The following is a 17,896-nucleotide window of genomic DNA, read 5'->3' on the forward strand; positions in this document are numbered from 1 at the left end:
CCGGGCGATCTGGTGCATAATGCGTTTTCCTACCACATGACACCCGCGGGTCGCCTGACCGAGGGCTCCGCGCACGCCATCGGCTGTCCGGTTTTTCCGGCCGGCACCGGCAATACCGAATTGCAGCTCGATGCCATCGCGCAACTGCAGCCGCGCGTCTATACCGGCACGCCGTCCTTCCTGAAAATCCTTTTGGAGAAGGGTAGGGAACTTGGCAAACCGACGGCGTCGCTGAAGAAGGGCCTGGTCGGGGCCGAGGCGCTGCCGCCGTCTTTGCGCGCCGAACTGAAAGCGCTCGGCGTCGACGTGCTGCAATCCTACGGCACCGCCGATCTCGGCCTGGTGGCCTATGAATCGACGGCGCTGGAAGGCATGATTCTCGACGAAGACGTGATCGTCGAAATCGTGCGCCCCGGCACCGGCGATCCGGTCACGCCGGGCGAAGTGGGCGAGGTGGTGGTCACCGTGCTGTCCGGCAATGCGGTCTATCCGATGATCCGCTTCGCCACCGGCGATCTGTCTGCCGTGCTGCCCGGCATCAGCCCCTGCGGCCGCACCAACACCCGCATCAGGGGTTGGATGGGGCGCGCCGACCAGACGACGAAAGTGAAGGGCATGTTCGTGACGCCGGGCCAGATCGCCCAGATCGTCGCGCGCCACCCCGAGATCGCCAGGGCGCGGCTGGAAGTCGGTTCGGAAAACAATCTCGATACCATGACGCTGAAGATCGAAAGCACCAAGGCAATGGCCGCAGCTGTCGCCGAGACGCTGCAATCGGTCTGCAAGCTGCGGGGCAAGGTCGAGGTCGTGGCGCTGGGCAGCCTGCCGAATGACGGCAAGGTGATCGCCGATCTGCGGACCTACCAGTAAGGCCTTCAAACCGCTACACTCCGCCGCGCTATGGCTTTGGCGGTCGAACAGCTTGCCTGCATCCGCGGCGAGCGCCAGCTTTTCTCTGATCTGACATTCCGTCTTGCCCCTGGCGAGGCGCTGTTGCTGCATGGCCCGAATGGCAGCGGCAAATCTAGCCTGCTGCGTCTGCTCACCGGCTTCCTGCCGCCGGCCGCTGGCCGCGTGCTGTGGGACGGCGTGCCGGCGCTGGAGGATGCCGAGGTGCATCGCGACCGGCTGCAGTATCTCGGCCATCAGGATGCCGTGAAGTCGCAGCTCGGCACCGGCGACAACCTGCTGTTCTGGGCGCGGCTCTATGGTCTCGATCCGGTCGCTGCGGTGAAGGAAGTCGACGCCGCGCTGGAGGCTGCCGGTTTGCAGCGCCAGCGCGATCTGCCGGGCCGCTATCTCTCGGCCGGCCAGAAGCGCCGGCTGGCGCTGGCCCGCCTGCTGCTGAAACCTGCCGCACTCTGGCTGCTGGATGAGCCGACCAACGCGCTCGACACGGCTGCTGTGGCGTGGCTCGGCGAGTTGCTGGCGGCGCATCGCGCCAAAGGCGGCATGATTATCCTGGCCAGCCATGTCGATGTGCCGCTGAAAGACGCGCGTCGGCTCGACCTGCCTGAGGGCGTGCTGACATGAGCGCCTTCCTCGCCATCGTCGCGCGCGACCTGCGGCTGGGCTTCGGTGCGCAGGGCGCCATGCTCACCACGCTGCTGTTCTTCGTGCTGGCAGTCAGCCTGTTTCCGCTCGGTGTCGGCCCTGAACCGCAGATCCTCGCGCGCATCGCCGCCGGCGTGATCTGGGTAGCCGCATTGCTCGCGGCCATGCTGTCGCTCGACCGTTTGTTCCAGACCGATCAGGAAGACGGCACGCTCGACCTGCTGGCGCAGGCACCGCTGCCGCTCGGCCTTGTCGCGCTGGCCAAGACCTTGGCGCACTGGCTCACGACAGGGTTGCCTCTCAGCCTGATCGCGCCGCTGCTGGCGATCCTGCTGCAGATGGAGGCCGACGCGATCCCGGTGCTGCTGGCCGCGCTGCTGCTCGGCACGCCGTCCTTGAGCCTGATCGGCGCGATCGGCGCGGCACTCACGCTGGGCGCCAAACGCGGCGCGGTGCTGGTGCCGCTGCTGACGCTTCCGCTAGTGATACCGGTTCTCATCTTCGGTGTCGGTGCCGTGGAGGCTGCGGCTTATGGTCTCAGTGCCGGACCGCATCTTCTGTTGCTTGGCGCCTTCCTGGCCGGTGCGCTGGCGCTCAGCCCCTTCGCCATTGCCGCCGCCGTCAGACTGGCTCTCGAATAACCCGCGGCCTATATACTCAGCCCATGCTGCACGCCCTTGCCAATCCTGCCCGCTTCCTTCGCCTGATGGCGGCGATCCGCCCCTGGGCCGCGGGCGTGGCCGTACTCGGCCTCGGCGTCGGGCTGGCCTGGGGGCTGCTGTATTCGCCGCCGGATTACCAGCAGGGCGAAACCGTACGCATCATGTATATCCACGTGCCCGCCGCCTGGATGGGCATGTTCATCTATGCCGCGATGGCGGTGGCCTCGGCCACGGCGCTGATCTGGCGGCATCCGGTGGCTGAACTGGTTGCCAAGGCCTCCGCCCCGGCCGGTGCGGCCTTCACGCTGATTTGTCTGATCACCGGATCGCTCTGGGGCAAGCCGATGTGGGGCGCCTGGTGGGTGTGGGATGCACGCCTCACCTCGATGCTGATCCTGTTCTTCCTCTATCTCGGCTATATCGCGCTGTGGGAAGCCTTCGACGATCCCGCGCGCGCCGGTCGCGCCGCCGCCATTCTGGCGCTGGTGGGCGCGATTAATCTGCCGATTATCAAGTTTTCCGTGGACTGGTGGAACACCATGCACCAACCGGCCAGCGTGCTGACGCTGGAAGGGCCGAAGATCCACCCCGACATCCTCTGGCCGCTGCTGATCACGGCTATCGGCGCCAAGGGCTACTATGTATGGCTGCTGACCGTCCGGGTGCGGGCGGAAATCCTCAAACGGCAGGCCCGCATTCTGCGCTTTGCCGCCGCGACCGATCGCCGCGCCGGCTAGCCGCGCCGCCGGGAAGGTTATATTTTCCACCTGCCGCGGCCATAGGGGCCAAGGGAAACAAAGGGTTATTGCGTGTACTGGGCATCGCTCGCAGGTTTCCTGGCCATGGGCGGCCATGCCGCCTTCATCTGGCCGGCCTTTGCCATTGCATTGATCGTGCTGTGTGGCCTTGCGCTGCTGAGCCGCTGGGGGCTGACGGTTGCCGAGCGTGACCATGCCCAGGCGCGCCGCGAAGCTGGCCGTGACGGACCCCGGAACGAGGTGGGCGCGTGACCCGCAAGCGTAAACGCCTGTTGGCCGTGCTCGGCCTGGTCGGGGGGCTGGGCATCGCCGCGGCTCTGGTGCTCAGCGCCTTCAACGACAATCTCGTCTTCTTCCACTCGCCGTCCGATATCGCCGAGAAGCAGTTACCGGCGGGCCGGCTGTTCCGCCTCGGCGGTCTGGTCGAGCAGGGCAGCGTGAAGAAGGACGGGCTGAACACCGACTTCATCGTCACCGATCTGCGCGCCAGCATTCCGGTGCGCTATACCGGCATGCTGCCCGACCTGTTCCGCGAAGGGCAGGGCGTGGTCGCGAATGGCAGGCTGGATGCGCAGGGGCGGTTTGTCGCCACTGAAGTGCTGGCCAAGCATGATGAGAATTACATGCCGCCCGAAGTGGCCGAGGCGTTGAAGAAGTCCGGCCAGTGGCACGAAAAGGCCGGCGATCATGCCAAGCTGGTGAAGCCCGGTTCATGATCCCGGAACTGGGCCATATCGCACTGATCCTCGCGCTCTGTCTCGCGATCGTTCAGGGCGTGCTGCCGCTGGTGGGCGCGGCGCGCGGCATGCCGGGCTGGGTCGCGCTCGCGCCGCAGGCCGCATTGGGCCAGGCCGTGCTGGTCGCTTTCGCCTTCGGGTGTCTGACCTATGCTTACGTGACTTCGGATTTCTCGGTGCTGAATGTGGCCGAGAATTCACACACACTGAAGCCGATGCTCTACAAAGTCAGCGGTGTTTGGGGCAATCACGAAGGCTCGCTGCTGCTCTGGATCCTGATCCTGGTGATTTTCGGCGCGGCCGTAGCATTGTTCGGCCGCAACCTACCAGCCACCTTGAAGGCGCGTGTGCTGGGCGTGCAGGGTCTGATTGGCGTCGGCTTCCTGAGCTTCATCCTCTTCACCTCCAATCCGTTCAATCGCCTGCTGCCGGCGCCATTGGAAGGCAATGGCCTCAATCCGCTGCTGCAGGATCCCGGCCTCGCCTTCCATCCGCCGTTTCTCTATCTCGGCTATGTCGGCTTCTCGGTGGCGTTTTCTTTCGCCGTTGCCGCGCTGATCGAAGGCCGCGTCGATCCGGCCTGGGCGCGCTGGGTGCGGCCATGGACACTCGCAGCCTGGTGTTTCCTCACCATCGGCATCGCGCTCGGCTCCTGGTGGGCTTACTACGAACTCGGCTGGGGTGGCTGGTGGTTCTGGGACCCGGTCGAGAATGCCTCCTTCATGCCCTGGCTCGCCGGCACGGCCCTGCTGCATTCCGCCGTCGTGGTGGAAAAGCGCGACACGCTGAAAAGCTGGACCGTGCTGCTCGCCATCCTGACCTTTTCGCTCAGCCTGCTTGGCACATTTCTGGTGCGCTCGGGCGTGATCAACTCGGTACATGCCTTCGCGACCGATCCGACGCGCGGCGTATTCATCCTGCTGTTTCTGGTGCTGGTGGTCGGCGGCAGTCTCGTGCTCTATGCCTTCCGCGCGCCTGCTCTTCAGGGAGTGGGGGTGTTTGCACCGCTCAGCCGCGAGGGCGCGCTGGTGCTGAACAACCTGCTGCTCGCGGTCGCCTGCGCTGCCGTACTGCTCGGTACGCTCTATCCGATTGCGCTGGATGCCATCAACGGTTCCAAGGTTTCGGTCGGACCGCAGTATTTCAATGCCGTATTCATACCGCTGATCGCGCCTTTGATCGCCGCTGTCGCGATAGGTCCGCTGCTGGCCTGGAAGCGCGGCGATCTCTCGGTCGCCTTGCGCCGCCTGCTGCCGGCCGCGATTGCCCTGCTGATCGCGCTCGCCATTGGCCTCTGGCTGATCGACGGGCGCAGCTTCATGGCGTTGCTGGGCTTAGGGCTGGTTGCCTGGCTCGGCATCGGCGCGCTCTGCGAACTCAGCCTGCGTATCAAGCTGTTCGCCGCGCCGGTATCCGAGACGCTGTCGCGCGCCCGCCATCTGCCGCGCGCCGCCTGGGGCATGACGGTGGCACATCTCGGTGTCGCGCTGCTGGTGATGGGGATTACCGTTTCGCAAACCTGGCAGGTTGAAGTGCAGCAGGTGATGAGACCTGGTGAGAGTGTGCAGGTCGGCCCGGTGCAGTACCGCTTCCTTGGCGTATCTCCATACAAAGGGCCGAACTACACCGCGCAGCGCGGACGTTTCGAAGTTCTCGAGGACGGCCACGTGATGCATGAAATGCAGCCGGCGCAGCGGCGCTATCAGCAGCCGCCGATGGAGACCACCGAGGCTGCCATCCGGCCATCGCTGTTGGGCGATCTCTATGCCGTGGTGGGCGAGGGCGATGCAGATCGCGGCTGGGCCGTGCGACTCTACTGGAAGCCGCTGGTCAGCTGGATCTGGCTCGGCGCGCTGATCATGGCGCTGGGTGGCTTCCTGTCGCTGTCAGATCGTCGTCTTCGCGTCGGCGCACCGGCGCGGCGGCGTAGCGACGCCGCCGCAGCGGCGGAGTAATTCATGCGCCTGACTTATCTCGTTCCGCTTGCGCTGTTCGTGGTGATCGGTATCGGCCTTGCCATCGGCCTGACGCTGAACCCACGCGAAATTCCCTCGGCCCTGATCGGCAAGCCGGTGCCGGAATTCTCTCTGCCGCCAGTGCAGGGACGGGATCACGGACTCAGCACTGCCGATCTGAAAACCGGCCAGCCCAGCGTGGTGAATGTGTTTGCCTCCTGGTGCGTGCCCTGCCGCGTCGAGCATCCGCTGATCATGGCGCTGAAGCGCGACAATCTTGCGCCGATCCATGGCCTGAACTACAAGGACGATCCCGCCGATGTGGTGAAATGGCTGAATCAGCTCGGCGATCCCTTCACCCGCACCGGCGCCGACCGCAACGGCCGCGTCGGTATCGACTGGGGCGTCTATGGCGTGCCGGAAACTTTCGTGGTCGATGGCAATGGCCAGATCGTCTGCAAGCATGTCGGTCCGCTGATGCAGCATGATCTCGACACCAAGATTCGGCCGCTGCTGCAGGATCTCGCCGCCGGGCGCGCGAGCAAGGTGAAATGCTAAGGATACTCGCAGTGCTGTTCCTCTTCGTTGCGCTGCCCGCCGCCGCGCAGCATCTGGAGGATCGTCTGGCCGACCCGGCGCAGGAGGCACGTGCCCGCGAGTTGTCGCGCGAACTGCGCTGCCTGGTCTGCCAGAACCAGTCGATCGAGGATTCGAATGCACCGCTGGCGCGCGATCTGCGTCACATCGTGCGCGAGCGCGTCGTCGCCGGCGACAGCGACAAGGCCGTGCTGGACTATCTGGTGCAGCGCTATGGCGAATGGGTGCTGCTGAAGCCGCGCTTCAATGCGCGGACCCTGCTGCTCTGGCTCGGGCCGGCACTGTTGCTCATTCTGGGCGGCGGGATCGTGTTTATGCTCTATCGCCGGCAGGCAAGGGCGCAGGGGACGCCCCCCGCTGCGCTCAATGTTGACGAACAGCGCCGGCTCGATGCGCTGCTGCGCGATGACGAGGCCGGAAAATGATCTGGCTCGGCTTCATCGTTCTGGCACTTGCCACGCTGGGCTTCCTGCTCTGGCCGCTGCTGCGCGCGCAGCGCCAGGCGGCCGACCGCAAGGCGCATGACATCGCTGTCTATCGCGCGCAACTCGCCGAGATCGATGAGGAACTCGCGCGGGGCAGCCTGACCGAGGCCGAGGCTGGCGCGGCAAAACTGGAGATCCAGCGCCGCCTGTTGCGTGCCGATGCCACCGCCGAAGGCGGGGGGGCAACTGCATCGCAGCGCAGTGTCGTTACCGGCGCAATTGCGATTCTGCTGCTGGTGCCAATGCTGGGCGGCGGTATTTACCTTGCCATCGGCCGGCCCGAGGCCACGCAGGTCGATGTGGCGGCGCTGCAGCAGCGTGCCGCACGGGAGGCGAAGCTGCATGCCGAAACCGAACGCATGATCGCGCAGCTACGCGAGCGCCTGGCCGCCGAGCCCGACCGTGCCGATGGCTGGTTGCTGCTCGGCCGTTCGCTGCTGACGCTCGACCGCGCCGATGAAGCCGTGCCGGCACTGGATCGCTTCATCGCCCTGCGGCCACAGGAGGCCGATGGATACGCTCTCCGCGCCGAGGCGCAGACATTGGCGGCCGACGGATCGGTGACGCCACAGGCGCAGCGCGATTTCCGTACCGTGCTGGAGCGCGATCCGCAGCATCCCGGCGCACGCTACTATCTCGGTCTTGCGCGCCTGCAGGAAGGCGATACGCGCGGCGCCTATGACGATTGGCATGCGCTGGCGGCCGACAGTCCGGCCGATGCGCCCTGGCTCGACGTCGTGCAGGCCCGGCTGCGCGAACTGGCGCCGCGGCTCGGTATCGCACTGGCCCAGGCTGTGCCGGAACCGAAACCTGCCATCGACACTGCCCCCGCATCTGCTTCCGGCCCGAGCCGCGAGCAGATGGACGCCGCGCAGCAGATGTCTGCCGAAGACCGCAACGCCATGGTGCGCAGCATGGTCGAGCGGCTGGCCGAACGGCTGCAGGAAAATCCGGACGACGCCGATGGCTGGCTGCGGCTGGCGCGCGCCCGTGAGGTACTGGGCGAGGCGGAGGCCGCCCGCGAGGCGTTGCGCCGGGCAGTCGGCGTGGCGCCACAGCGGATCGATGTCCGGCTGGCGCTGGCCTTCAATCTGGCCGGCACTGCGGTCACCAGCCGCGATCCCCTGCCGGCCGAGGCGGCGGTGGAATTCGGCAAGGTACTGGACCAGGCCCCGGACCATCCCCAGGCGCTGTGGTTCGTCGGCCGCTCGGCCTACGAGTCGGGGAATACCGCGGCGGCCGCGACGGCCTGGAACCGCCTGCTGGCCCAGCTGCCGCCCGAGTCGGCGGAGGCCAAGGAACTGACCCAGCGGCTGGCCGGCCTGCCGCGCTAGTTACCCACATTAAAAACCGGCAACCCGGCTTGGCCGTTAAGACCTGTTTAAGAGACTCCTGCGCGTAATCGCCTCCGGGTTGAGGGGCCATTCCGGCCTCCGGTTTGACGGGCAGGGTCATGGCAGTCGGTCCCAGCAGTAATCTCCTCTCGGCGCTTTCGCAGCTGCAGGGCAGCCGCCCCACGCAGCCGGCACGGGCACCGCAGACGGCGCAGAATACCGGCGCCACGACGCAGACGGCCCCGACCCAGAAGACCAGCTTCGCCGCCCAGCTCGGCAGTATCGGCAACAGCATTCAGGTTGCGGCGGAACAACGTTCCGCCGCCCCCGCACCGGCGCAGAGCCAGTCGCGTCCGATCCCGACCCGCGGCGGCCTGCTGGGCCAACACGTCAATATCCTCGTATAAACTTTCCGTATTCTGGACGATTTCCCGATCGCAGGTGCGTCTGATTGACGCCAGCGGCCATGGCCTTTAGCTTGGCCGGCAACTGCATACAAACTATTGGGGAAACGTCATGTTGAAGCGCGCTCCGCGTCTCGCTGTCCTTTTTGCTCTGTTGCTCCTGGTGCCGGGTCTCGCATTCGCGCAGCCCAAGGAGAAAGTGACGATCTCGGCGCTGCCGTTCATTTCCACGTCGCCGATCTTCATCGCCAAGGAACGCGGCTATTTCGACGCCGAAGGCATCGATCTCGACATCAAGATCTTCAACGCCGCGCAGGCGGTGGCCGTTGCGGTCGCCTCCGGCGATGCCGATTTCGGCATCACGGCTTTCACCGGCGGTTTCTTCAACCTGGCCGGTAAGGGCGCGCTGAAGGTGATCGCGGCGCAGAGCCGCGAAGAGCCGGGCTACAATTTCGTGGCTTACGTGGCTTCCAAGAAGGCCTATGACGCCGGCTTCCGTTCGCCGAAGGATTTCGCCGGCAAGAGCGTGGCGATCACCACGGTCGGTTCCAGCTTCCACTACAATCTCGGCATGCTGGCCGATAAGTATCATTTCAAGCTCGACTCCGTGCAGATGAAGCCGGTGCAGTCGATCCCCAACATGATGGCGGCGCTCAGCGGCGGCCAGGTCGATGCCACCATCCTGCCGGCCAACAATGCGCTGAAGCTGGAAGCGGACGGCAGCGGCAAGATCATCGGCTGGGTGCATGAGCATACGCTGTGGCAGCTCGGTGCGCTGTTCGCCTCCAGCAAGATCGTCAAGGAAAAGCGTCCGCTGGTGGCGCGTTTCGTGCGCGCCTATCAGAAGGGTCTGGCGGATTACGCTGCCGCCTTCCTGGCCAAGGACAGCCAGGGCAACCGCATGATCGGCGAGAAGGCGCTGGCGCTGATGCCGGCGCTGGAGAAGTGGGTGAAGCCGAAGCCGAGCCTCGACACCGTCAAGATCGCCGCCAACTACATGGACCCGCAGGGTCGCCTGCTGGTGAAGAACATCTACGACCAGGTGGCCTGGGGACAGGCGCAGGGTCTGGTCGACAAATCGGTGAAGGCGGAAGACTTCATCGACCTCAGCTTCGTCAAAGGCCATCTCGACGTGCCGAAGAAGAAGTAAGTTCAAGCCCGCGTAGAGAGTCGCGTTCATGCAGGTGGTTCTGGAGGATGTCGGCTACGCCTATGGCGACCTGCCGGTCCTCGACGGGGTGGGCTTTTCGGTCAGGCAAGGCGAGACGGCGGCGCTGATCGGGCCGTCGGGCTGCGGCAAGTCCACCCTGCTCAACCTGATCGGCGGCCTGCTGCAGCAGCAGTCGGGCCGTATCGCGACCATCGGCGCACCGCCGCCCGGCTGCCTGAACCCGCTTACCTTCGTGTTCCAGGATTTCGCGCTGCTGCCCTGGCGCAGCGTGGCCGGCAATGTGGCGCTGGCGCTGGAACCTCATCGGCTGGGCCGAGCTGAACGGCAGGCCCGCATTGATGAAGTGCTGAAGCTCTGCGGTCTGTCGGATTTCGCCGATGCGCTCCCTAAGCAGTTGTCCGGCGGGATGCGGCAACGCGTCGGCATTGCGCGCGCGATCGCCGTGAAGCCCGCTGTCATGCTGATGGACGAGCCGCTCTCGGCGCTGGATGCGCAGACCCGCGAACTCCTGATGGAAGATCTGGTGGCGATCTGGGCCCGCGAGCGCACCACGACGGTCTATGTGACGCATAACCTGAGCGAGGCGGTGCGGCTGGCCGATCAGGTGGTGGTGCTGTCGCGCCGGCCGGGCCGGGTCAAGCGCATCGTTTCGATTCCGGTGCCNNGCCTGATCAAGGCCGAGGCGCAGGTGGCGGATCGCGAGATGCAGCATGTCTGAGACCGCCAAAAATACGATTGCTTTCCGCGGCGGCGGTTTTGTGCCCGGCACCAGGCGCTGGGCGCCCTGGCTGGCCTTCATCGTCATCATTGCCTGCTGGGAAATCGCCTCGCAACTGCGCTGGCTGCCGGCCCTGTTCATGCCGGCGCCGAGCGAAGTGGCGCAGGCGCTGCATGCACTGATGGTCGACGGCAAGCTGGTGGCGCATATCCTCGCCTCGCTGAAGCGGATCGTCTCAGGCTGGATCCTCGGCAGCATTGCCGGCGTCAGCCTCGGTTTCATGATGGGTATTTTCGTGCTGGCGCGTTCGGTCGGGTTGCCGATCGTCTCGGCGCTGTTCCCGATCCCCAAGATCGCGCTGCTGCCGCTGTTCATCCTGTGGTTCGGCATCGGCGAACCCTCCAAGGTCGCCACCATTGCGCTGGGCGTGTTTTTCCCCACCGTGGTCAGCGCCTTTTCCGCCGTGGACAACGTGCCGCGCAACCTGATCCGCATGGCGCAGAGCTTCGGCCTTAGTACCCGCCTGATCGTCTTCAAGGTGATCCTGCCCGGCGCCATGCCCGGCATTCTTGCGGGTTTCCGCATCTCCAGTTCGATTGCGCTGATCCTGGTGGTGGCGGCCGAGATGATCGGTGCGGATACCGGCATCGGTGCCTTTGTGCTGGCCGCCGGCAACCTGATGCAGATCGACCAGCTGATTGCCGGTGTGGTGCTGCTCTCCCTGCTGGGCCTCGGTGTCAGCGCGCTGCTCAGCTTCGCCGAGAAGATCGTGCTGCGCTGGCGCTAGGAGTTCCAGCATGAGCGACGCCTATCCCATTCCTTCCACCCGCATTGTCCGTAATGCCAATGCCGGGCCGCGTGTCGTCGAGGCCGATATCGTCGTGGTTGGGGCCGGCATCAGCGGCATTTCGGCGGCGCTGGAGGCGGCGAAACTCGGTCGCCGCGTCGTGCTGGTCGATGCCGGCCAGCAACTGGGCGGGCAATCCACCGGTTCGATGCTCGGCACCTTCTGCGGCTTCTATTCCAACGGTCCGGAACCCTATCGCGTCGTCTACGGCATGGTCGACGCGATGTTCGCGCATCTGAAGCGCGAAGATGCTTTCCATCTGCGCCGCGGCCGCAACAGCTACATCCCGCTCTATCAGGAGCAGGTGCTGGTGCGCTGGATCGAGCAGGCGGTGCATGCGGCTGGTATCGAAGCATTGCTCGGCGCCACCTTATTGGAGGTGCATCGCGACGGCGGGCGTATCACCAGCCTCAGTCTCGCCACCCGTTTCGGTCCGGTCGAACTGCGTGGGCAGGGTTTCGTCGATGCCTCGGGCGACGCGGCGCTCAGCTATCTCGCCGGCTTCGACTGTCGCGAGCCGGTCAGCCCGATCATGGGCACGCTGATGTTCACGCTGGAAGGCTATGACGAAGCCGCGGCGCTCAAACTCGACCGCTGGGCGATGCAGACGCGGCTCGCCGAAGCCGGCGGCAAATACGGACTGGTGCGACGCGACGGCTTTGTCTTCGCTTTTCCCGGCAAGGGCCAGGCCACCGTCAACATGACGCATGTGGAAACGCCGCTCGATGCCGCCGGCTATGCCAAGGCGCAGGCGGAAGGGCGGGCGCAGGCTGATCGCGTGGTGGCTTTTCTGCGCGGGGAATATGCCGACGTCTTCGCGAATGCGCGGGTGCGGCAATACGGCTTCCTCGGCATCCGGCAGACGCGCTGGATCGTCGGCGGTCACAGCCTGCAGATTGAGGAGGTGCGGCAGGGCCTGAAGCCTGCCGATGCCATCCTGCGCTGTTCGTGGCCGGTCGAACTGCATGACCGGCCGGAAGACGTGCATTGGGAAGAATTCGGCGACGACCATCTGCATTACGTACCATTCCGCAGCATGGTGCCGCGCGGTGCCGACAATCTGGTGGCGGCCGGCCGCTGCATCGACGGCGATCCTGCGGCGCTCAGTTCCGTGCGCGTGATGGGGCCCTGTGTCGCCATGGGTGCGGCGGCCGCACAGGCGCTCGACCTCGCCGGTGCCGGCTCGGTGACACAGATCGACGTCGCCGCTCTGCAACAGCGGCTGCATGACAATCTCGAACGGCGCGATCCGGCTTAAGGGACCGCGCCGCCGAAACCTCGATTACTGCGGTCGCGCTTCCAGCGTATCCACCAACTGCCGCAGCAGTGTGATGAATTCCGCCCGTTTGCCGGCCGGGATCGGATCCAGGATGCGATCCTGTGCCCGCGCCACGCCCGGCTGCGCCGCCCGCAACTGCCGTTCGCCTTCCGGCGTCACCGCCAGGGCGTTGGTACGGCGATCACTCTCGGTGCGCTGACGGATCAGCAGGCCGCGTTTGATCAATCGCGCCACCATCTCGGCCACCGTCGAGCGGTCGATACCAGTCTGGCGGACGAGGTCCACCTGGCTGATGCCGCTTTTCTGGAAGATGGCGAGCAGTAGCGCGAATTGCCGTGGCGTCAGTCCGTTGCTGCCAACTTCCGCCGTATAAAGATCGACGGCGAGCTGCTGGCAACGACGTAACAGATGCCCCGGAGCGTCCTGCAAACTGAAAACGCCGAGGGTATCCCCGGTACCGTTGTGGGTGGTCTTGTCCCCCGACATGGAACCTCCCGGTTTCTTATATTTTTTAACTGCCTACCTGTTTACTGGGCGGGTATTGATCCCGCTTCTCAGTCCACTGATAAAACGCCATTTGCATGGGATTCGTCTAGTGGAAGCGGCAATATTTTACGCGACGCCGCGAGATAGGCGGTTACTTGAGACTGCAAGCATCGGTGCCTTATGCAGAACCCCAGAAACTATCGTTTTTCCAAACAGGTGCCCGAAGGCGACAACCGCGAGCGCCATGTCTGCGGCGACTGCGGCTGGATCCATTACGTCAATCCCAAGATCGTGGTCGGCGCAGTGATCACGCAGGGCGACCGGATACTGCTCTGCCGGCGCGCCATCGAGCCGCGTCATGGCTTCTGGACCATACCGGCCGGCTATATGGAAGAGCGCGAAACCTCGGAAGCCGGTGCCATGCGCGAGGCGAAGGAAGAAGCCTGCGCCGACATACAGATCGATGCACTGCTGGCGGTCTACAACATTCCGCGCATCAGTCAGGTGCAACTGATCTATCGCGCCACGCTCGCCAGTCCGGATTTTTCAGCCGGTCCGGAATCGCTGGAGGCAAAGCTGTTCGGCTGGGGTGAGATTCCGTGGGACGATCTGGCCTTCCCGTCGGTGCACTGGGCGCTGCAGCAGCATCGCAGCGTGATCGGCCGCGACGGCTTCCCGGCCTTTTCCAATCCGCCGGGTGAATTCGGGAATTACTGATCCAGTCCAGCAAGCGCGCGGGCAAAACCCTGCGCCGAGAAGGGCTGCAGGTCGGCGGCCTGTTCGCCGACGCCGATGTAATGCACCGGCAGGCCGAACCTGTCGGCAATCGCCACCAGCACGCCGCCTCGCGCGGTGCCATCCAGTTTGGTGATCACCAGACCGGTGACGGCGCAGATCTCCCTGAAGGTCTGCACCTGGTTGATGGCGTTCTGGCCGGTGGTGGCATCCAGCACCAGCAACACGTGATGCGGCGCATCGGGGACCTGCTTTTTCAGCACGCGCACGATCTTGGCCAGTTCCTGCATCAGGTCGGCCTTGTTCTGCAGCCGGCCGGCTGTGTCGATCATCAGCACGTCGATGCCGTCTGCCTGCGCCTGGGTCAGCGCATCGAAAGCCAGGCCGGCCGCATCGGCACCGGTTTCGCGCGCCAGCACGGGCGCCCTGGCGCGTTCGCCCCAGACTTTCAGCTGTTCGATGGCGGCAGCGCGGAAGGTGTCGCCGGCCGCCAGCATCACGCGCTTGCCGTCGTCACGCAGCTTGCTGGCGATCTTGCCGATGGTCGTGGTCTTGCCGACGCCGTTGACGCCCACAACCAGGATCACCTGCGGCTTGGCGCCTTCCAGCAGCAGCGGCTTTTCCACCGGCTGCAGCAGCGGCGTGACGCACTCGGCCAACGCCACGCGGATCTCTTCGGCGGAAATGTCCTTGTCGAAGCTGTCTTTGGCAATCGCCTGCACGATCTTACCGGCCGTGCTGACGCCAAGATCGGCGGCGATCAACGTCTCTTCCAGTTCATCCAGGGCGTCGCGATCCAGTTTGCGCTTGGTGAACAGCGCACCGATCTGTTCGCCCAGCTGGCCGGCGGAGCGCGACAGCCCGGCCTTCAGGCGACCGAACCAGCCAGTCTTCTTCTCTTCGCTCATGCCGCATCCAGCCAGAGTTTGCCATCGCGCACCGCGGCGATGCGGGCAGCGACGATGCTGCCCTTGGTCATGTGATCAGGCAGTACGACCGGCGCATAGGTCTCGTCGCGCCCCATGCCTGCCTGCTCCACCAGAATCTGGGCTTCCACACCAATACGCAGGCTGAGGAATCGTTCCAGCGCTGCATCGGCGGTCTGACGCAGAATGGCGGCACGCGCCTTGCGCAGCTCGACCGGCAACTGCGGCATGCGCGCCGCCGGCGTGCCGGGGCGCGGCGAATAGGGGAAGACATGCACGAAGGCGAGGCCTGCCTCGTCGATCAGGCTGCGGCTGTTCTCGAAGGCTGCCTCGCTCTCGGTCGGGAAGCCGGCGATCAGGTCGGCGCCCAGAGCGATGCCGGGACGCAGGCTTTGCAGGCGCTGCGCCATCTCCAGTGCCTGCGCACGGGAATGGCGGCGCTTCATGCGCTTCAGGATCAGATCGTCGCCGGCCTGCAGGCTCAAGTGAGCATGCGGCATCACGCGCGGCTCATCGGCATACAGGCGCAGCAGGTCGTCGTCGATCTCGGCCGGGTCGAGCGACGAGAAACGCAGGCGTTCCAGACCAGGCACCAGATCGAGCAGGCGGCGCACCGCATTGCCCAAGGTCGGCCGGCCCGGCAGGTCTTGGCCGTAGGAGGTGATGTCCACACCGGTCAGCACGAATTCGCGGTAGCCGCGTTCGACCAATGCACGGGCCTGTTCGACGACCGCGCCGAGTGGCAGCGAGCGGCTCGGGCCACGGCCATAGGGAATGATGCAGAAAGTGCAGCGATGGTCGCAGCCCTGCTGGATTTCCAGATAGGCACGCGGCCGGCCGGGGAAGTGACTGACGGCAGGCAAAGCCGCCGGTGCGTCCAGCAGGATGTCGCCGACGACGACGCGGCTGCTGTCGTTGCCGAGATCCCGCCACAGATTCTCGCTCAGCTTCTCGCGGTTGCCGATCACGTGATCGACTTCCGGCATCGCCGAGAAAGCGCCGGCATTGACCTGCGCGGCGCAGCCGGTGACGACGATGCGGGCATCGGGCCGTTCGCGGCGCAGCCGGCGGATCGCCTGCCGCGCCTGCTTCTCGGCTTCCGCCGTCACGGCACAGGTATTCACCACCACGATATCGTCGCGGCCATGCTTGCCCAGTGCGGTGCGGATCGCCTCGCCTTCATAGGCGTTCAGGCGGCAACCGAAATTGAGGACGCCGGGCGTTGCTTGCGTTGCCGGCATCACGCGGCGTCGTGCAGGGCGGCCCAGAAACTCGGCGGGATTTCGCCGTGGAAAGCCTCGGTGGCCGGGCCGGTCATGTAGATGTGGTTGTCGGCGCCCCATTCGATGGTCAGCACGCCACCATCCAGCACGATCTGCGCCTTGCGTTCGCTCAGGTCGCGGCGGGCGGCCGCCACCAGCGTGGCGCATGCGCCGGTGCCGCAGGCGCGTGTGATGCCGGCGCCGCGTTCCCAGACGCGCATGCGGATCTGCTTGCGGTCGATGATCTGTGCGAATTCCACGTTGATACGCTGCGGGAACAGCGGATCATGCTCGATCTGCGGGCCGATCTCGGCCAGCGGCACAGCCTCGGCATTGGATACGAAGAACACGACATGCGGGTTGCCGACATTGACGCCGCCCGGCTTGTCGTAACCGCCATGGCTATACGCCATGCTCATGGTGTTCATCTCGCGCGCCAGCGGGATCGCCTGCCAGTCGAAACGCGGCTCGCCCATATCCACGGTGATCACACCGCTGGCACCAGCCTTGGCATTCAGCCAGCCGCCCAGCGTGTCGATGCTGACGGCATCCTTGCCGTTCTCGCGCATCAGCAGGGTGGCGACGCAGCGCGCGGCATTGCCGCAGGATTCCACCTCGCCGCCATCGGCATTGTGGATGCGCATGAAGGCATCCGCCTTGTCCGAGCGTTCGATGGTGATCATCTGATCGAAACCCACGCCGCGCTTGCGGTCGCCCAGCAGTCTTACGGCCGCCAGGTCGAGCGGCAGGCTGTGGGCGCGCGCGTCCAGCACCACGAAATCGTTGCCGAGTCCGTGCATTTTGACGAAGGGCAGGGGGGCGGTCGGATGCATGCGGGGGTTATAGGGCTGGAAAGGGGTGGAGTCCAGATAAGGCCGGCCTGACCGGAAAACCAGTGGGCCCCGGAGGCAGTGCTTATTGAGCCGGTTTGGTGCCCGGTTTAGCCTTGTCGACCGCGGCTTTCAGCGAGGCACGCAACTGCGCCTCCAGCGGGCCGCCCGAGCCTTTGATCTTATGCGACACCACCACATAGAGCGTGTCGACATGGATCGAGACGATTTCCTGCTGCAGCTCGTCGAGGTCTTCCAGTTCTTTCAGGAAGTCATGCAGCGACTTGGAAAACTCGGTCAGCAGCGGGTAGCCGAATACGCCACCCATGCCCTTGATCTGGAAAGCTTCCTCGCGGATATGGTCCAGTACCTCTTTGCGCGCAGAGGGTTCGGTTGCGGCGCGGCCCAGCGCTTCGCGCAGGCCTTTCAGACTTGCCACCGTCTCGCTCAGGAACTCGGCAGAGGAATTCTCGACCAGCTGCTCCATCTTCTTGAGCGTGGCTTCGTCGAGCTTGATCTCCATGCCGGTCTTGTAGTTGACCGCCTTGCGTTTCAGCTCGCCGCGATTGGGGATGAACTGGGGTTTGTTCCGCATTGTGCGTGCCTGGCGGCTTACTCAGGCTTCTGCTGGCGACGGTCAGGTCCTTCGAAGGGGATCTGCTGCCGCCGACGATCAGGGCCGAAATAGCCTTTCACGCTGACAAAGTCGCGCGGCCGTGCGATCACCGACACCAGGCGGCGATACATGCCGTCCGCCGTGAAGGGCTTGGCGAGGAATTCGGTGACGCCCTTGTCGCGCGATTCCATCACGTATTCGACTTCGGAATTTGCCGTCAGCATGATCACCGGCATCATGCGGTCGGGCGAACCGCCGTCGGTGCGCATCCAGTCGAGCAGTTCAAGGCCCGAGCGCGGCTTGAGGTTCCATTCCGTGATCAGCACGTCATAGCCGCCGGCGCGCAGGTTGGCGATCGCCTTCTCGCTGTCGCGCGCAGTGGTCACCTGCGTGCAGCCAAGCATCATCAGGATGTCCTTCACCAGCTGGCACATCAGCCGGTTGGTGTCGACGACGAGAAACCGGACATGGCTGAAATCGATCTTTTCCGACATCCCCTTCGACCGCCCCTCTGCTCACAACCCGAATACGCGGGTAGGT

General features: G+C 65.1%; 22 protein-coding genes. 16 read left to right on the plus strand and 6 right to left on the minus strand.

Annotated features, from left to right (window positions below; translation table 11 throughout):
* The 15 genes from CTR53_RS13425 to CTR53_RS13495 form a co-directional block, all read left to right on the plus strand.
* Window positions 1-870: phenylacetate--CoA ligase family protein (locus tag CTR53_RS13425; RefSeq protein WP_290814204.1), on the plus strand; the 870-nt coding region annotated here is incomplete at its 5' end.
* Window positions 871-900: 30 nt separating this feature from the next.
* Window positions 901-1,533 (plus strand): heme ABC exporter ATP-binding protein CcmA, encoded by a 633-nt coding sequence (gene ccmA / locus CTR53_RS13430; RefSeq protein ID WP_290814207.1) that lies wholly within the window; start codon window positions 901-903, stop codon window positions 1,531-1,533.
* Window positions 1,530-2,195 carry a heme exporter protein CcmB gene (ccmB, locus tag CTR53_RS13435; protein ID WP_290814210.1) on the plus strand — a complete coding sequence of 222 codons (666 nt, stop codon included), beginning with the start codon at window positions 1,530-1,532 and terminating at the stop codon, window positions 2,193-2,195. Before ccmA ends, ccmB begins: the two co-directional genes overlap by 4 nt.
* A gap of 26 nt (window positions 2,196-2,221) precedes the next feature.
* The gene (locus CTR53_RS13440; RefSeq protein ID WP_290815197.1) at window positions 2,222-2,953 is read left to right on the plus strand and encodes a heme ABC transporter permease; all 732 of its coding nucleotides are present in this window, start codon (window positions 2,222-2,224) and stop codon (window positions 2,951-2,953) included.
* Window positions 2,954-3,025: 72 nt separating this feature from the next.
* A complete protein-coding gene (gene ccmD, locus CTR53_RS13445; protein ID WP_290814212.1) occupies window positions 3,026-3,226 on the plus strand; it encodes a heme exporter protein CcmD in 201 nt (66 codons plus the stop codon).
* Window positions 3,223-3,690 (plus strand): cytochrome c maturation protein CcmE, encoded by a 468-nt coding sequence (gene ccmE, locus CTR53_RS13450; protein WP_290814215.1) that lies wholly within the window; start codon window positions 3,223-3,225, stop codon window positions 3,688-3,690. Before ccmD ends, ccmE begins: the two co-directional genes overlap by 4 nt.
* On the plus strand, window positions 3,687-5,666 hold the full coding sequence (locus CTR53_RS13455) for a heme lyase CcmF/NrfE family subunit (RefSeq protein ID WP_290814219.1): 1,980 nt from the start codon (window positions 3,687-3,689) through the stop codon (window positions 5,664-5,666). The genes ccmE and CTR53_RS13455 overlap by 4 nt, the downstream gene beginning before the upstream one ends.
* A gap of 3 nt (window positions 5,667-5,669) precedes the next feature.
* Window positions 5,670-6,224 (plus strand): DsbE family thiol:disulfide interchange protein, encoded by a 555-nt coding sequence (locus tag CTR53_RS13460; RefSeq protein WP_290814223.1) that lies wholly within the window; start codon window positions 5,670-5,672, stop codon window positions 6,222-6,224.
* Between the two features lie 11 nt (window positions 6,225-6,235).
* Window positions 6,236-6,688, plus strand: a complete 453-nt coding sequence (locus CTR53_RS13465; RefSeq protein WP_367158977.1) for a cytochrome c-type biogenesis protein — start codon at window positions 6,236-6,238, stop codon at window positions 6,686-6,688.
* On the plus strand, window positions 6,685-8,082 hold the full coding sequence (ccmI, locus tag CTR53_RS13470; protein WP_290814228.1) for a c-type cytochrome biogenesis protein CcmI: 1,398 nt from the start codon (window positions 6,685-6,687) through the stop codon (window positions 8,080-8,082). The genes CTR53_RS13465 and ccmI overlap by 4 nt, the downstream gene beginning before the upstream one ends.
* A gap of 119 nt (window positions 8,083-8,201) precedes the next feature.
* Complete coding sequence (locus CTR53_RS13475) at window positions 8,202-8,489, plus strand: hypothetical protein (protein WP_290814231.1); 288 nt, start codon at window positions 8,202-8,204, stop codon at window positions 8,487-8,489.
* A 109-nt stretch (window positions 8,490-8,598) separates the two neighbouring features.
* Window positions 8,599-9,636 carry an ABC transporter substrate-binding protein gene (locus CTR53_RS13480; RefSeq protein WP_290814234.1) on the plus strand — a complete coding sequence of 346 codons (1,038 nt, stop codon included), beginning with the start codon at window positions 8,599-8,601 and terminating at the stop codon, window positions 9,634-9,636.
* Window positions 9,637-9,664: 28 nt separating this feature from the next.
* Window positions 9,665-10,375, plus strand: a complete 711-nt coding sequence (locus tag CTR53_RS13485; RefSeq protein WP_290814237.1) for an ABC transporter ATP-binding protein — start codon at window positions 9,665-9,667, stop codon at window positions 10,373-10,375.
* Complete coding sequence (locus CTR53_RS13490; protein WP_290814240.1) at window positions 10,368-11,162, plus strand: ABC transporter permease; 795 nt, start codon at window positions 10,368-10,370, stop codon at window positions 11,160-11,162. Before CTR53_RS13485 ends, CTR53_RS13490 begins: the two co-directional genes overlap by 8 nt.
* 10 nt (window positions 11,163-11,172) lie before the next feature.
* Complete coding sequence (locus CTR53_RS13495) at window positions 11,173-12,480, plus strand: FAD-dependent oxidoreductase (RefSeq protein ID WP_290814243.1); 1,308 nt, start codon at window positions 11,173-11,175, stop codon at window positions 12,478-12,480.
* 24 nt (window positions 12,481-12,504) lie between these two features.
* Here the strand turns inward: CTR53_RS13495 and CTR53_RS13500 are convergent, their stop codons facing one another.
* On the minus strand, window positions 12,505-12,987 hold the full coding sequence (locus tag CTR53_RS13500) for a MarR family winged helix-turn-helix transcriptional regulator (RefSeq protein WP_290814245.1): 483 nt from the start codon (window positions 12,985-12,987) through the stop codon (window positions 12,505-12,507).
* 180 nt (window positions 12,988-13,167) lie between these two features.
* Between CTR53_RS13500 and CTR53_RS13505 the strand changes: the two genes are divergently transcribed.
* Complete coding sequence (locus CTR53_RS13505) at window positions 13,168-13,704, plus strand: NUDIX hydrolase (protein WP_290814247.1); 537 nt, start codon at window positions 13,168-13,170, stop codon at window positions 13,702-13,704.
* Here the strand turns inward: CTR53_RS13505 and ftsY are convergent.
* From ftsY to CTR53_RS13530, 5 genes are all read right to left on the minus strand, one after another.
* A complete protein-coding gene (gene ftsY / locus CTR53_RS13510) occupies window positions 13,698-14,630 on the minus strand; it encodes a signal recognition particle-docking protein FtsY (RefSeq protein ID WP_290814249.1) in 933 nt (310 codons plus the stop codon). The genes CTR53_RS13505 and ftsY overlap by 7 nt on opposite strands.
* Window positions 14,627-15,889: a tRNA (N(6)-L-threonylcarbamoyladenosine(37)-C(2))-methylthiotransferase MtaB gene (gene mtaB / locus CTR53_RS13515; protein WP_290814251.1), complete on the minus strand. Its 1,263-nt coding sequence runs from the start codon at window positions 15,887-15,889 to the stop codon at window positions 14,627-14,629. Before mtaB ends, ftsY begins: the two co-directional genes overlap by 4 nt.
* A complete protein-coding gene (dapF, locus tag CTR53_RS13520; RefSeq protein WP_290814253.1) occupies window positions 15,889-16,743 on the minus strand; it encodes a diaminopimelate epimerase in 855 nt (284 codons plus the stop codon). The genes mtaB and dapF overlap by 1 nt, the downstream gene beginning before the upstream one ends.
* 82 nt (window positions 16,744-16,825) lie before the next feature.
* The gene (locus tag CTR53_RS13525; protein WP_290814256.1) at window positions 16,826-17,335 is read right to left on the minus strand and encodes an Hpt domain-containing protein; all 510 of its coding nucleotides are present in this window, start codon (window positions 17,333-17,335) and stop codon (window positions 16,826-16,828) included.
* 17 nt (window positions 17,336-17,352) lie between these two features.
* Entirely contained in the window at window positions 17,353-17,850 is a 498-nt protein-coding gene (locus CTR53_RS13530) for a response regulator (RefSeq protein WP_290814258.1), read from the minus strand.
* Window positions 17,851-17,896: the final 46 nt, after the last annotated feature.

It is taken from the genome of Ferrovibrio sp. (assembly GCF_002796975.1).
GTDB lineage: Bacteria > Pseudomonadota > Alphaproteobacteria > Ferrovibrionales > Ferrovibrionaceae > Ferrovibrio.

Bases quoted from the DNA above. Each gene is read 5' to 3' on its own strand.
- ccmA (WP_290814207.1), top strand. From the start codon at position 901: ATGGCTTTGGCGGTCGAACAGCTTGCCTGCATCCGCGGCGAGCGCCAG.
- ccmB (WP_290814210.1), top strand. From the start codon at position 1,530: ATGAGCGCCTTCCTCGCCATCGTCGCGCGCGACCTGCGGCTGGGCTTC.
- CTR53_RS13455 (WP_290814219.1), top strand. From the start codon at position 3,687: ATGATCCCGGAACTGGGCCATATCGCACTGATCCTCGCGCTCTGTCTC.
- CTR53_RS13460 (WP_290814223.1), top strand. From the start codon at position 5,670: ATGCGCCTGACTTATCTCGTTCCGCTTGCGCTGTTCGTGGTGATCGGT.
- ccmI (WP_290814228.1), top strand. From the start codon at position 6,685: ATGATCTGGCTCGGCTTCATCGTTCTGGCACTTGCCACGCTGGGCTTC.
- CTR53_RS13475 (WP_290814231.1), top strand. From the start codon at position 8,202: ATGGCAGTCGGTCCCAGCAGTAATCTCCTCTCGGCGCTTTCGCAGCTG.
- CTR53_RS13480 (WP_290814234.1), top strand. From the start codon at position 8,599: ATGTTGAAGCGCGCTCCGCGTCTCGCTGTCCTTTTTGCTCTGTTGCTC.
- CTR53_RS13490 (WP_290814240.1), top strand. From the start codon at position 10,368: ATGTCTGAGACCGCCAAAAATACGATTGCTTTCCGCGGCGGCGGTTTT.
- CTR53_RS13495 (WP_290814243.1), top strand. From the start codon at position 11,173: ATGAGCGACGCCTATCCCATTCCTTCCACCCGCATTGTCCGTAATGCC.
- CTR53_RS13500 (WP_290814245.1), bottom strand. From the start codon at position 12,987: ATGTCGGGGGACAAGACCACCCACAACGGTACCGGGGATACCCTCGGC.
- CTR53_RS13505 (WP_290814247.1), top strand. From the start codon at position 13,168: ATGCAGAACCCCAGAAACTATCGTTTTTCCAAACAGGTGCCCGAAGGC.
- ftsY (WP_290814249.1), bottom strand. From the start codon at position 14,630: ATGAGCGAAGAGAAGAAGACTGGCTGGTTCGGTCGCCTGAAGGCCGGG.
- mtaB (WP_290814251.1), bottom strand. From the start codon at position 15,889: ATGCCGGCAACGCAAGCAACGCCCGGCGTCCTCAATTTCGGTTGCCGC.
- dapF (WP_290814253.1), bottom strand. From the start codon at position 16,743: ATGCATCCGACCGCCCCCCTGCCCTTCGTCAAAATGCACGGACTCGGC.
- CTR53_RS13525 (WP_290814256.1), bottom strand. From the start codon at position 17,335: ATGCGGAACAAACCCCAGTTCATCCCCAATCGCGGCGAGCTGAAACGC.
- CTR53_RS13530 (WP_290814258.1), bottom strand. From the start codon at position 17,850: ATGTCGGAAAAGATCGATTTCAGCCATGTCCGGTTTCTCGTCGTCGAC.